16 protein-coding genes and 1 pseudogene are annotated in these 13,682 nt (G+C 52.4%); all 17 read right to left on the bottom strand.

Features of this window, described 5'->3' with window-relative positions:
• Window positions 1-2 precede the first annotated feature (2 nt).
• The gene (gene upp / locus OXB_RS07410) at window positions 3-632 is read right to left on the bottom strand and encodes a uracil phosphoribosyltransferase (protein WP_041073132.1); all 630 of its coding nucleotides are present in this window, start codon (window positions 630-632) and stop codon (window positions 3-5) included.
• A gap of 385 nt (window positions 633-1,017) precedes the next feature.
• Entirely contained in the window at window positions 1,018-1,656 is a 639-nt protein-coding gene (locus tag OXB_RS17895) for a hypothetical protein (RefSeq protein WP_052483904.1), read from the bottom strand.
• A 117-nt stretch (window positions 1,657-1,773) separates the two neighbouring features.
• The gene (gene glyA, locus OXB_RS07400) at window positions 1,774-3,027 is read right to left on the bottom strand and encodes a serine hydroxymethyltransferase (RefSeq protein WP_041073129.1); all 1,254 of its coding nucleotides are present in this window, start codon (window positions 3,025-3,027) and stop codon (window positions 1,774-1,776) included.
• 58 nt (window positions 3,028-3,085) lie between these two features.
• On the bottom strand, window positions 3,086-3,637 hold the full coding sequence (locus OXB_RS07395) for a TIGR01440 family protein (protein ID WP_041073128.1): 552 nt from the start codon (window positions 3,635-3,637) through the stop codon (window positions 3,086-3,088).
• A gap of 18 nt (window positions 3,638-3,655) precedes the next feature.
• A complete protein-coding gene (rpiB, locus tag OXB_RS07390) occupies window positions 3,656-4,093 on the bottom strand; it encodes a ribose 5-phosphate isomerase B (protein WP_041073127.1) in 438 nt (145 codons plus the stop codon).
• A 75-nt stretch (window positions 4,094-4,168) separates the two neighbouring features.
• Entirely contained in the window at window positions 4,169-5,014 is an 846-nt protein-coding gene (locus OXB_RS19430; RefSeq protein ID WP_442852903.1) for a methyl-accepting chemotaxis protein, read from the bottom strand.
• Between the two features lie 123 nt (window positions 5,015-5,137).
• Window positions 5,138-5,320 (bottom strand): annotated as a pseudogene (locus OXB_RS19425) (HAMP domain-containing protein); the annotation flags it as partial.
• Between the two features lie 167 nt (window positions 5,321-5,487).
• Window positions 5,488-5,928 (bottom strand): low molecular weight protein arginine phosphatase, encoded by a 441-nt coding sequence (locus OXB_RS07380; RefSeq protein ID WP_041073125.1) that lies wholly within the window; start codon window positions 5,926-5,928, stop codon window positions 5,488-5,490.
• Window positions 5,929-5,987: 59 nt separating this feature from the next.
• Window positions 5,988-6,488 carry a manganese efflux pump gene (locus OXB_RS07375; protein ID WP_041073124.1) on the bottom strand — a complete coding sequence of 167 codons (501 nt, stop codon included), beginning with the start codon at window positions 6,486-6,488 and terminating at the stop codon, window positions 5,988-5,990.
• A 68-nt stretch (window positions 6,489-6,556) separates the two neighbouring features.
• Window positions 6,557-7,591, bottom strand: a complete 1,035-nt coding sequence (locus OXB_RS07370) for an L-threonylcarbamoyladenylate synthase (protein WP_041073123.1) — start codon at window positions 7,589-7,591, stop codon at window positions 6,557-6,559.
• 60 nt (window positions 7,592-7,651) lie between these two features.
• On the bottom strand, window positions 7,652-8,206 hold the full coding sequence (locus OXB_RS07365; protein ID WP_041073122.1) for a stage II sporulation protein R: 555 nt from the start codon (window positions 8,204-8,206) through the stop codon (window positions 7,652-7,654).
• Between the two features lie 43 nt (window positions 8,207-8,249).
• Window positions 8,250-9,104: a peptide chain release factor N(5)-glutamine methyltransferase gene (gene prmC / locus OXB_RS07360; RefSeq protein ID WP_041073121.1), complete on the bottom strand. Its 855-nt coding sequence runs from the start codon at window positions 9,102-9,104 to the stop codon at window positions 8,250-8,252.
• Window positions 9,097-10,173 carry a peptide chain release factor 1 gene (prfA, locus tag OXB_RS07355; protein WP_041073120.1) on the bottom strand — a complete coding sequence of 359 codons (1,077 nt, stop codon included), beginning with the start codon at window positions 10,171-10,173 and terminating at the stop codon, window positions 9,097-9,099. The genes prmC and prfA overlap by 8 nt, the downstream gene beginning before the upstream one ends.
• A 666-nt stretch (window positions 10,174-10,839) precedes the next feature.
• Window positions 10,840-11,445 carry a thymidine kinase gene (locus OXB_RS07350; RefSeq protein WP_041073119.1) on the bottom strand — a complete coding sequence of 202 codons (606 nt, stop codon included), beginning with the start codon at window positions 11,443-11,445 and terminating at the stop codon, window positions 10,840-10,842.
• Between the two features lie 170 nt (window positions 11,446-11,615).
• Window positions 11,616-11,738, bottom strand: coding sequence for a hypothetical protein (locus OXB_RS19300; RefSeq protein WP_269447831.1), 123 nt, complete (start codon window positions 11,736-11,738; stop codon window positions 11,616-11,618).
• A 138-nt stretch (window positions 11,739-11,876) separates the two neighbouring features.
• Window positions 11,877-12,092 (bottom strand): 50S ribosomal protein L31, encoded by a 216-nt coding sequence (gene rpmE, locus OXB_RS07345; protein WP_041073117.1) that lies wholly within the window; start codon window positions 12,090-12,092, stop codon window positions 11,877-11,879.
• A 229-nt stretch (window positions 12,093-12,321) separates the two neighbouring features.
• Window positions 12,322-13,605, bottom strand: a complete 1,284-nt coding sequence (gene rho, locus OXB_RS07340; RefSeq protein ID WP_041073115.1) for a transcription termination factor Rho — start codon at window positions 13,603-13,605, stop codon at window positions 12,322-12,324.
• Between the last annotated feature and the right edge of the window lie 77 nt (window positions 13,606-13,682).

Genomic DNA, 13,682 nt, shown 5'->3' with positions numbered 1-13,682 from the left:
GATCATTTTGTTCCGAAAAGTCTGTCCCCCGCATCTCCGAGTCCAGGAACAATATACCCTTTCTCATCCAGCTTTTCATCAAGCGCCGCGATAAACACATCGACGTCCGGATGTGCGTCTGTCAACGCCTTCACGCCTTCCGGTGCAGCGATCAGACACATGAATTTTATGCTTTTCGCTCCGCGTTTCTTCAAGGAGTTCACAGCTTCGATCGCCGACCCCCCTGTCGCCAACATCGGATCGACGAGAATGAAATCACGCTCCGATACATCGCTCGGCAGCTTGACATAATATTCAACCGGCATCAACGTCTCCGGGTCACGATACAATCCAATATGTCCCACTTTGGCAGCGGGGATCAAATTCAAGATTCCATCGACCATCCCGATCCCGGCTCGCAGGATCGGCACAATTCCGATTTTCTTCCCCGCCAACACATTGGACTTCGCTTTGCGGACAGGCGTATCAATTTCCACCTCTTGTAAAGGCATCTCACGGGTGATTTCATACGCCATGAGAGTCGCCACTTCATCCACCAGTTCACGAAACTCCTTCGTCCCCGTGTTGGCATCACGGATAAAGGTCAATTTGTGCTGGATGAGCGGGTGATCAAAAACATGTACTTTCGGCATAACTATTCGCTCCTTTTCGGAATGTCCTGTCCATTATAGCAGATTCAAAACCATTCCGGGTCAAATGAAAAACCGACATTTGGAGCATTGTTTGAACATTGGCTGGGATAGGGTTTTGAAGGAGGTTGGAGGGACGAGTCATGGGGTGGGGAGACGTTGGAGTTGGTATGGTTGTGCGGGGTTATCGGCGGTGGAGTGGAATTATCGGCACTGGCACGGAGTGTATCCGCGCTAAGCCCGAGTCATCGGCACTGTCGCGATGTTATCAGCGCGGGCACGGAATTAGCAGCATTCGGCTCAAGGGATCGGTGCTTGGCGCAGGGTATCGGCGCTCGGCGCAAGGGATTGGCGCTCGGCGCAAGGGATCAGTGCTTGGCACAAGGGATCAGCGCTTGGCACAAGGTATCGGCGCGGGACATAGTGTTTTGAGCGACGAGTACGATTTTATGAGCGCGGAACCCGCTCTTATAAGCGCGAGGCCACCACTTATGAGCGCAGCGCCCGCTGTTATGAGCGCCTTGCAACCTCTTATGAGCGCAGCGCCCGCTGTTATGAGCGCCTTGCAACCTCTTATGAGCGCAGCGCCCGCTGTTATGAGCGCCTTGCAACCTCTTATGAGCGCAGCGCCCGCTGTTATGAGCGCGAGGCCGCCACTTATGAGCGCAGCACCCGCTCTTATAAGCGCGAAGCCACCTCTTATGAGCGCGGCGCCCGCTGTTATGAGCGCCTTGCAACCTCTTATGAGCGCAGCGCCCGCTGTTATGAGCGCCTTGCAACCTCTTATGAGCGCAGCACCCGCTTTTATGAGCGCGAGGCCGCCACTTATGAGCGCAGCACCCGCTCTTATGAGCGCCTTGCCACCTCTTATGAGCGCGGCGCCCGCTGTTATGAGCGCCTTGCAACCTCTTATGAGCGCAGCACCCGCTCTTATAAGCGCGAGGCCACCACTTATGAGCGCAGCGCCCGCTGTTATGAGCGCCATGAAACCTCTTATGAGCGCGGCACCCGCTGTTATGAGCGCCATGCTCCCCCTTATGAGCGTGGAAGTACGCTTATCGGAGCGGAGCACTCCGTTATGAGCAATCCTCTTCCGCCGCGCCCCCCAAAAAACCGCCTCGGGCGTAGCCCGGGCGGTTTCTCATTAGCTGTATAGCGGGAATTTGGCAGTGAGGACAGCGACGCGTTGGCGTGCTTCTTCTTTGACTGCCTCGTCCTCGTGGTTTTTGAGAAGTTTGGCGATGATGAGGCCGACTTCTTTCATTTCTTCTTCTTTGAATCCGCGTGTCGTGACGGCTGGCGTCCCGATCCGGATGCCCGATGTGACGAATGGGCTTTCGGTGTCGAATGGGACAGTGTTTTTGTTCACTGTGATGCCGACTTCATCCAACACGTGTTCTGCGACTTTCCCTGTGAGCTCAAGGGAGTTCAGTTTCAATAGAATCAGGTGGTTGTCCGTACCGCCGGAGACGATATCGACGCCTTCTGCGACCAATGTTTCGCCAAGTGCTTTCGCATTGCGTTTCACTTGTTTGGCATACTCTTTGAATTCCGGTTGTTGTACTTCTCCGAACGCCACAGCTTTCGCTGCGATGACGTGCATGAGCGGGCCGCCTTGGATGCCGGGGAATACCGATTTGTCGAGCTTGCGGCCGAATTCTTCTGCGAATTCTTCATTCACCAAGATCAAGCCGCCGCGTGGGCCGCGCAATGTTTTATGTGTTGTGGATGTAACGAAGTGCGCGTGCGGCACTGGGTTCTGGTGTTCTCCCGCTGCAACAAGGCCTGCGATATGGGCCATGTCGACGAAGAGGTACGCGCCGACTTCATCCGCGATTTCACGGAATTTCGCGAAGTCGATTTCACGCGGATACGCACTTGCGCCTGCCACGATCATTTTCGGTTTATGTTCCAACGCTTTTTCACGGACATCGTTATAATCGATGCGCTCGTCTTCTTTGCTTACGCCGTATTCCACGAAATTGTACAATTCACCCGAGAAGTTGACCGGGCTTCCGTGCGTCAAGTGGCCGCCGTGGGAAAGATTCATGCCCAGCACCGTGTCGCCTGGTTTCAGCGCTGTGAAATACACAGCCATGTTCGCCTGTGCACCGGAGTGCGGTTGGACGTTCGCGTACGCTGCTCCGAAAATCTCTTTCAAACGGTCGCGGGCGATGTTTTCGACGACGTCGACATGCTCGCAGCCGCCGTAATAGCGTCGGCCTGGGTAGCCTTCCGCATATTTATTCGTCAAGTAGGAGCCTTGTGCTTCCATAACCGCTTCTGTGACGAAGTTTTCGGAAGCGATCAGTTCGATGTTGGAATTTTGACGATTTTTCTCAGCCATGATTGCCTCATATACAGCCGCGTCGTTCCGTTGTACGTTGCTTAAATCCATGTACTATTTCCCCTTTATTGTTTATAGTAGTGCACCGGGTCGAATGAAAACCTTATTTTTATTCGACCCGATAGACCGCTCGTTCCCCGCCGATCAGCTTCGGCCGGGTTGTTGCGATGGTGACGACCGCGTCGCCGATTTGCCGGATGGAAGTCCGGAGCGGGACGGCTACCGGCCGCAGGTGCATGCCGATCATCGTCTGTCCGATGTCGATCCCGGCGTGGGCACGGAGGGATTCCACGACGACCGGGTCTTCCAAATGTTGATAGGCGTAGGCCGACATGGACCCGCCCGCTCGGACGACCGGAATGACCGACACCGGGTCGAGTCCGTATTTCTCGCTTGCCTTCCGTTCAATCGTCAAAGCACGGTTGATATGCTCGCATCCTTGAAATGCGAGATGCACTCCGTACTTTTTGGCGAATGCCTGCAACGGGCCAAAAAATGCCTCTCCGATTTCCAAGGCGCCGCCCGTTCCGATTCGTTTGCCGGCCACTTCGGAAGTGGAGCAGCCGATGACGAAAAACGTCCCGCGCACCGGCGGGGCTTGTTCGGCCATTTCATCTAACAGTTGTTCCAGTTGAAGCTTCCATAAATGTAAAGCATCCACTATCGACACCTGCCTTCCTTACTCCTCGAGCTCCATCAGCTTGCCGATCCGACGCTCGTGACGCCCGCCTTCGAAAGGCGTTTTCAGCCAAGCCGACACGATTTCCCGTGCCAACCCGGGACCGATGACCCGCTCTCCCATCGCCAGCACGTTCGAATCGTTATGCTGGCGTGTCGCTTTGGCACTGAACACGTCATGGACTAGCGCGCAACGGATGCCTTTCACTTTATTTGCAGCAATGGACATGCCGATTCCGGTTCCGCAAATCAGAATGCCACGGTCAAAGTTCCCTAGGGAGACTCCCGTGGCGACCGGTTCGGCAAAATCCGGATAATCGACAGAATCCTCCGAGTCCGGTCCGAAGTCAACATATTCGATGTTCATCTCAACCAGTAATTCAATGATCTCACGGCGCAAATTATTGCCGCCATGATCTGAAGAAATCGCGATTTTCACTGCGTCCCTCTTTTCGTAATATACTCACAAACATTCTACCACCAATTCGACAAAAAAAACACAACCCAGTTGAATTTACCGGTTGTGTTTTCCGAAACCCTCATCATTTCGATCAAATTGTTTGATGACTTCGTAAAGGTCTTCTGCCTGTTTTTTCAGATGAGCTGCAATTTCATCCGCTTTTTCGATGGACTGCACTTGTTCTTCCGTGGCGGCTCTGACCTCTTCCGCCCCAGCCGATGTCTCTTCAGCAATGGCGGCCACTTCCCTGGACTGGCGCGCCGTCGTTTCGATGCTGGCAAGCTGGTTCTCGACGAATTTGGTGATCTCCACGACAGAGTCCGCCATGCCGTTCACTTTACCGGTCATCGCTTCCATGTCACCACTTGTCTCATTCGCCCGTTCGGCTTCGATGACTGCCGTCCTGACCTGCTCCTCAATTTCCTGGACGACTTTCGTGACATCTGTCTGGATTGTGGAGACTAATGCAGAAATGCCTTGGACGGCTTTGGCACTTTCATCCGCCAGCACCCGGACCTCCTCCGCTACGACCGCAAAGCCCTTTCCGTGCTCGCCGGCCCGCGCCGCCTCAATGGATGCGTTCAAAGCAAGAAGATTCGTTTGCGCTGCAATGTTTCCGACCAGTTGGACAATCTCGCCGATTTTTTGCGCATTGTTGTCCAACTGGCGGATGGTTCCGAGCGATAATTCACTCCGGTCCGCCATGTTGCGGATCCCATCCACCAAGGAGCGGAAAGTCGCTGTCGTGCGGGTTAATTCCGCCAACATCTCTTGTGATTGGATCTTGGAGCTCTCCGCTCTGCCATTCACTTCGACAGCCAGCACCCTGACTTCTTCAATCGCTTCCGCAGTTTCTTGGATGGAGGCCGCGGACTCCTCGGCACCGGACGAAATCTCCATGATCGTCATGGCGACAGCATCCGCCTGTCTTGCAGCAGTGCCTGTCTCTTTGGATAAATGATCGACCGTACTCGCCGTCTGCTTGAAGTTGTCCTCGATTTGGCCGACAATCGTCCGCAAGTTCTCAAGCATTTGGAAAAATGCCTCTGCCACAGAGCGGATTTCATCAGAAGTCTTCGGAAGCTCGACCTCTGTCGCGAGTTTCCCCTCCGCGACTTGAATGGCCGCTTTCTCCAATTTCTGCAACGCTTTCGTTAAAATCGTGCCGAATACGGCCGCCAAAATGGCCGACCACGCAATCCCCATGGCGAACGTCATGATTGCAAACCAGAACGGTTCAAAGTCCGGGAAGAAATTTGGCTGCAGCACGTAGATGAAAAATGCGCTTGTGGAATAAGTGATGATAGCCAAAATTGCTACAAAAAGGACCAATTTCTTTCGCAACCCAAATTTTTTCCCGTTTTTCTTCATTTTCATCCCTCCGTCAATTTCCGCTCCAGCTCGTCCATAATTTGCATCAACTCTTCGAATGTGCGGCGATAGGTTTCCAGACTTCCGCCAAACGGATCTTGGACATCTTCCATTGCATCAGGTCGTACAAATTCTTTGATTGTGAAAATCTTATGGGCCAAGTCCGGATAAGCTTGGTGCAATACCGATCGATGCGCCGCCGTCATCGTCAACACAGCGTCCGCCCATTCCAAATCCTCTTCCGATAACATATGGGAAACCGGCGTATACGGCATCCCCGCTTCTTCGATCAATTGTTGGGCATTCGAAGAAATCGGAGCTCCATCCATCGCATGGATTCCCGCCGACCGGACTTCTACGCCTTCCAATTCCTTTGCCCGTAAAATCGCTTCTGCCATCGGACTTCTGCATGTATTTCCAGTGCAAATCATGTAAATTTTCATTTCAAATCACCATCTCTCTTAAGAATAACGAATTTTTATGAATTAAGGAATAGATATTTTCAACTAAAACAAGACATAATCCCCATAATCGTCAAAACAGACCCTGCTATAATCCTTAGAACTCTTCCATTTCTTATACCAAGCTTAGTCCGCAATACGAGAACGGCATACGCAAAGAAAAGGGAGAAGAATCCGGATGCGGCGATAAATAGAAGTTTATTCATTTGAAGCATACCAAAAGAAACGCTGACCGAAAAGGAATCCAGACTCACGGCCAAAGCGACCAGGAATGGGTGTACCTGTGTCGCTTGCGGGCCGCTATCGTCTTGGAGAAGCATATGCAGACCGATCAACGCCAGCAGGACGCCGGAGAGCAAACTGCTCCATCCCGAAAAGAGATGCGCCGAAAACTCCCCCACCGCGTAACCGATGAAAGGGAGGACAATATTGAGACATGCCGTCCACAATGCAAGAATCATTCTGCCCCGTCTCACTTGCAAAAGCGCATAGACGACTACAATGTCAAGAGTCGTCACACCCGCCGCGAAAAGTTCCGCCAATTGAAAACCTCCTTGCAAACCACATCCGTCCATCTTATGCGGATGCCAAGGAGGTCATACATATTCGATCATTCAGTTCGATCACTATATTGTTTTCCGTCCGCCGCTTTTATCAGCCGGTTCATCACAGCCACTCCGACACCGCTCAAATCCGTCTCCACGGCGAGGATGATGTCCGCTTTCGTCATATCGCATTGCCGGAGCGCCCGGTATAAATTGGACGCCATCGCTTCGTGATCATGCAGCGAACCGATGGAAAAATACCATTCCGCCGCATCGGTTTGCATTTCATCCGGACCGACGACCGCGACCTTCTTCCCTTCGCTTTGCAAAGTTTGGATTGCCGCCTCCAATTTCCGACCATCCGGATGAATGACGAATAAAGGGGCGTCGGGCGCATAATGGGTATATTTCATTCCCGGAGACCGGGGAGCCTTTTCAATTTCACCGACTTCGATTTGAACCGGGCCGATCACTTCCTCGATCATTTCACGCGTCGTATTGCCTGGCCTTAAGATGGTCGGCGGTACTGTAGTCATGTCGAGAACTGTCGATTCGACGCCAACCCCCGTCCGTCCCCCGTCCAGAATCATCGGAATCAGCCCATCCAGATCATCCAGCACATGAGTGGCTTCCGTCGGGCTCGGTTTGCCGCTGCGGTTCGCACTCGGCGCAGCTACCGGCTCGCCCAATGCACGCAATAGTCGGAGCGCCACCGGATGATCGGGCATCCGAATGCCGACCGTTTCCACACCCGGCGTCACATTCGGCGCAATCCGACCGGGTTTCATTTCAAACACCAAGGTGAGGGGACCCGGCCAAAATGCTTCCATAAGCTTTTTCGCATCAGCCGTAATGCCGGTCGCAAACTCCTCGACCTCTTCAGCATTTCCGATATGTACAATAAGTGGATTGTCGGAAGGCCGCCCTTTCGCTTCGAAAATTTTCCGAACGGCCGCTTCGTCCGTTGCCACAGCCCCGAGTCCGTATACCGTCTCGGTCGGAAAAGAGACGACCCCTCCCTTTTTCAATATATCCACAGCCTGTTCATAAACATTTTCATTATCCATAGAGTTATCCACGGAAATAAGAATCGTTTCCATTCAATAAACCCCCTTTTATACACATATTCAACAACTTATCCACATTTTTTGTTGATAAACTTAATCAAACAGCTTTTTTATCCACTCCCAGATGAAGAATTTGACCTTCTCATCCTCTTTCTCTTTGTCCGGAAAACAGACTTTTGGAAATAATGCACACCACCAATTATCCCCACGTCCGCTGCCAATCGTCAAAATATAGGCATCGTACTGCGCCTGCGGATGAATGAAATAGCCTGAGCGCTTCGGCGGAAACAGGGCATCCGTCCTGACAAAGGAAATATCACGGCCTCCTGCCAGACTGTCGGCAATGGCCACAATCTCCTGTTCCACCGATTCCAAGTTACCCACAATCTCCGCCTTTGAGCTGGATGAAGCCAACGCCTGCTCAATCAATGGCGCGATCGACTGTTGAATCTCCTGCTTGACTAGCTGGTCGGCGGGCGCATCGGAATGAGCCAACACCCGGAACCGGACCGTCTCCTCCTCTTCCGGAGCCATCGTCAATAAGGCAATGGCCGCCTGGACGATGATGAGCAGAAGAATCATCTCGAGGAACAGCAAAATTTTATCCACAATTGGTTTCTTTCTCGTAATCACGTAATCTGGCAACATATCTTTCCCCTCCTACCTGCATTGTTGCCAGGGGAGGAGAAATCTATTCACCAATCTTGCAAAATATCATCCGGTCCTTGCCGTTAATATCTTTCTCCACTTCCACCACCGCGCCAGGGAACGCTTTTTCGAACAGCCGGCGAACAGCGGGGCCTTGCAAATGGCCGATTTCCAAGCCGATCAAGCCGGGCGCCTTCATCAACGGAGGCAACGTTTCGGCAAGCTTCCGGTAGAAGAACAACCCTTCCTCTTCCGCGAATAAAGCGCCATGCGGTTCATGATCGAGGACGGTTGCCGACATTTGCCCGGCCTCTCCGATAGCGATATACGGAGGATTGGAGAGGATGACATCCCATTTTCGACCAGCGAGCGGTTCCGCCATGTCACCTCGCAGGAACGTCACATCCGCCCCATGACGGGCTGCATTTTCCGCCGCCACGGTGAGCGCTTCCCCGCTAATGTCCGTTGCGCTCACGATCGCTTCGGGCCACTCCTTTTTGAACGTGACGGCAATTGCGCCGCTTCCGGTGCCGATATCCGCCACTTGGATCGCTTGGTCACCGAAAAGGGGACGGGCGCGTCGGATTGCCCCCAGTACGAGTTCTTCCGTCTCCGGCCGCGGAATGAGGACATGTTCATTGACAAGAAATGAGCGCCCATAGAAATCTTCGGCGCCGATAATATATTGGACGGGCTTCCCTGCGAGCAGGTCTTCGGTTTGATTCCAAAACTTTTCATGCTGCCCAGGGGTCAATGGTTCGCGCAAATCCGCTAGTAATGCCGCACCCCTCTTCCCAGTCACCGACTCCATCAACAGACGCGCGGTATTCAGTTCGAGCCCGCGCTCTTCCAATAAAGAAGAGGCGCGATGCAGCGCCTCGTGGATTTTCTCAGTCATGGCGGTCCAAGCTTTCCAGACGGTACGCCTGCTCTTCCATGATGAGTGCATCGATGACTTCGTCGAGTTTCCCTTCGATGATCTGATCCAGTTTCTGGATTGTCAACCCGATGCGGTGATCCGTCACCCGGTTTTGCGGGAAATTATACGTGCGCACCCGTTCGGAACGATCTCCTGTCCCGACGGCGGATTTCCGCTTCTCATCGTATTCCGCCTGCGCTTCCCGTGTGAACTTGTCGTAAATCCGGGCACGCAGCACTTTCATCGCCTTCTCTTTATTTTTGATTTGCGATTTTTCGTCTTGGCAGGACACCGTGATGCCCGTCGGGAGATGCGTCAACCGAACTGCGGACATCGTCGTATTGACGGACTGCCCTCCGGGACCGGACGAGGCGAATGTATCTGTCCGTATATCTTTCTCATGGATGTCGATTTCGACTTCCTCCGCTTCCGGCAAACAAGCAACCGTTGCGGTGGACGTATGAATCCGCCCCCCCGATTCGGTTTCCGGCACACGCTGCACCCGGTGCGCCCCATTCTCGAACTTCAGTTTGGAATAGGCCCCCGCCCCATTGACGAGGAAAATGATCTCCTTGAAACCGCCCAGCTCGGTCGGCGAGGAATCCATCACTTCAATTTTCCAGTTGTTATGCTCCGCATACCGGCTGTACATGCGGAACAGGCTCGCCGCAAACAGCGCCGCCTCATCTCCGCCGGCCGCTCCACGGATTTCCATGATAACGTTCTTACTATCGTTCGGATCTTTCGGCACAAGCAATAATTTCAACTGGGCCTCCAATTCCTCTATGCGGTCGGAAAGCTCCGCCACTTCCAGTTTGACCAGCTCTTTCATATCGTCATCAAGCGATTCTTGCAACATCTCTTTAGCACTATCCAACTCGGATTTCACTTGTTTATAAGATCGATACGTTTCCACAGTCTCCTGCAATCCCGACTGCTCTTTCGAATACTCCCGAAGCTTCGTCATATCACTGACCACTTCAGGATCACTCAGCAACTCATTCAGATGCTCATATCGATCCTCCACTGCCTGCAGCCTCTCAAACATACTTGCACACCTCATCTTTAGGACTGTTTTGTACGTTCATTGTACGGGAAATGCCGGGGGAAATACAGTGGTTTCTCTGGAGTTGGGGGCAGAGGAGTGGAGCTGCATCAGGTCCAGAGCGGACATTGTCTGTGATTGGGGTCCCGGCACGTATCTCAGCCGGGACCTCGCTGTGCTTCAAAGCATTCCGCTGTACCTCACAACGTTTCGGCTGAAACTGGAAACGTTTCATCCGACCCTTAAAACGTTTCGATGTTGCCTCACAACATATCGGCTCAACCTTGAAACGGCCGGGCACATCTAAACGTTTTTCATTCGGTTCACAACGTTTTACCTCTACCTCGAAATGTTTCCCTTGAACCTCGAAACATTTTGGGACGACCCCACAATATTTTCAACAAACCTCGAAACGACTGGACACTTCTAAACATTTTCCACTCAGTTCGCAACGTTTTATCTCCACCTCGAAATGTTTCACTTCTACCTCAAAACGTTTCCGCCACCTCACAACGTTTCGGGCGATCTTCGAAACGTTCACCGCGCACTTCACAATGTTTCCCTTGAACCTCGAAACATAACACTACCACCTCACAACATCCCCCCCAAACCTCGAAACGTTCCCCACACCAAAAAACCGCCCGGAGACTGCCGGACGGGTTGCACTTTCTATTCTCTAAACAAAGGGTTGACACTGATGCCTTTTGGGACTTCATGATGCAACCGGCAACGGGGCTCATATGCTTCAGAGGCACCAACCAGTATGACAGGATCATCATAACCCGCGGGTGTTCCGTCGATCAGCCGCTGGGTCCGGCTGGCGGGCGATCCGCATACCGTGCAGACGGCCTGCAATTTCGTGACATGCTCCGCAACTGCCATCAGACGCGGCATCGGCCCGAACGGTTCACCGCGGAAATCCTGATCCAGCCCTGCAATGATGACGCGGAATCCCCGGTCTGCCAACTCCATCACCGTATCGACAATGCCTTCGTCAAAAAACTGCGCTTCATCGATGGCGATGACGTCATAATCTTCGGTGACAAACTCCTCAATATGGCTTGAACTTGCAACCGGATTGGCAATGACGGTTGTCCCATTATGGCTGACCACGGCCTCTTCGCTATACCGGTCATCGATTTCCGGTTTGAACACCGCAATTTTCTGCTTGGCAAACTGCGCGCGCCTTACGCGGCGAATCAACTCCTCGGACTTTCCCGAGAACATGCTCCCGCAAATGACCTCAATCCATCCGCCCTGCATCGTGACGTACATGCGGGGTTCCCCCTCTCTTTATCCAATTAATAACTTTTTGATGTCTATGTATTAAAAACCGATGCGCCAAATCCAATTCGCACACCCAATCTGGACCATTTCACAAAACATCTTTTCTTAAACTAACGCATTCATAATCAATAAAGCCATGACAGTTTCCACCCGAGCCCTTACAGTCCTCTCATTTGCCATGACAGTTCCACCTTTTCCCATGACAGTCCGACCGGGCCATGACAGTCCGACCGGGCCATGACAGTTTCCACCCGGGCCCTCACAGTTTCCTCAGTTGCCATGACAGTTCCGCCTTGCCCTATGACAGTTCCGCCTTGCCCATTTCAATTCAGCCGAGCCATGACAATCCCTACTTGCCGCCCCGTCAGAAAATGAAATACCCGCCAGGCGCGTTGGCACCTGACGGGTATGTGAAAGGCTTACTCTTGGCCTTCTTCTTTGAGGCCATATTTTTTGTTGAAGCGGTCGACACGGCCGTCCGCTGCAGCAAATTTTTGGCGTCCAGTGTAGAATGGGTGGCATTCTGAGCAAACTTCCACGCGGATGTCCTCTTTGACAGAACCTGTTTCGAATGTGTTGCCACATGAACAAGTAACAGTTGCTGTTTTATAAGCTGGATGAATTCCTGCTTTCATCAATCTCTCTCCTCTCGCCCTGAACCATCCGGAACAGAGTTGTTATATAAGACTGATGCCTTACACGACCCGAATAGGCCAGTCGTATATGCAGCAGATGATGGTATATACCATACCTAAAGCATTATAGCAAATCGCGGTGGATTCCGCAACCATTTTTATCGCCCATTTCAGAAAGCGTGGCATACCCGTAAAGCCCCGGGCTTCCACGCATCCCTTCCCATAGACATTACAGAAGGCCTTTGCCTTTTCGGTGCGCTTTCATCTCTTCATTCAACACTTCGAAAAACTCATCGTTCGTTTTTGTCTGGCGCAGCTTTTTCAGGAAACGTTCTGCGAAATCAGGCGCATCGGAGAATGTCTTGCGGATTGCCCAGAGCTTCTCCAGCTGGTCGGACGGGATGAGCAGCTCTTCTTTCCGCGTTCCCGAGCGGCGGATGTCGAGCGCCGGGAATACCCGGCGTTCTGCCAAGTGACGGTCCAAATGAAGTTCCATGTTGCCCGTCCCTTTGAATTCCTCGTAAATGACTTCGTCCATACGGGAGCCCGTATCGATCAAGGCCGTTGCCAAAATCGTCAAACTACCGCCTTCTTCTAGATTACGAGCCGCTCCGAAAAATCTCTTCGGGCGATGGAATGCAGCTGGGTCGATCCCCCCGGATAACGTCCGTCCGCTTGGCGGGATGACCAGGTTATACGCACGCGCCAACCGCGTGATAGAGTCCATCAGGATGACAACGTCACGCTTATGCTCGACGAGGCGCATTGCCCGTTCCAATACGAGCTCCGCCACTTTCACATGGTTTTCCGGCACTTCGTCAAACGTCGAACTGACGACATCGGCTTTGACGGATCGTTCGATATCCGTCACTTCTTCCGGCCGCTCGTCGATCAGCAGGACGATCAGTTCCGTTTCCGGATGATTCGTCGTAATGGAGTTGGCGATTTCTTTCAACAACATCGTTTTACCGGCTTTCGGCGGTGCGACGATCAAGCCGCGTTGCCCGAAACCGACCGGTGATACCAAGTCCATGATCCGTGTGGATAGTTTGGTTGGACTGGTTTCCAGCTTAATATGCCGATCTGGATAAAGTGGCGTCAAGGCCGGGAAATGTACCCGCTCCCGAGCGACTTCCGGGTCTTCGCCGTTGACTGCTTCCACATGGAGCAAGCCGTAGTAACGTTCCGATTCTTTCGGCGGACGTACTTTCCCGGTCACTTTATCCCCGTTCCGCAAGTCAAAGCGGCGGATTTGCGAAGCGGAAATATAAATATCCTCCGAGCTTGGCGAATAGTTGATCGGCCGCAGGAATCCATACCCTTCCGACTGGATGATCTCCAGAACACCTTCCATGAAGAAATAGCCTTCCTGCTCCGCCCTCGATTTCAGGATGGCGAAGATCAATTCTTTTTTTGTTAATTTGCTATAGTAAGAAATCTTGTATTGTTTCGCGAGGGAATATAACTCTTTCAATGTCATATTTTCCAGCGCCGATATCGTAATCATTGTCATATGATGGCACCACGCTTTATCTTAATGGATTGCATTTGAGGTTGTGTTCTAAAAGGTAGGTCGTCCGATTTCCCAAG

The sequence above is a fragment of the Bacillus sp. OxB-1 genome, assembly GCF_000829195.1.
Classification (GTDB): domain Bacteria; phylum Bacillota; class Bacilli; order Bacillales_A; family Planococcaceae; genus Sporosarcina.
This window is presented reverse-complemented; position numbering and strand designations above follow the sequence as displayed.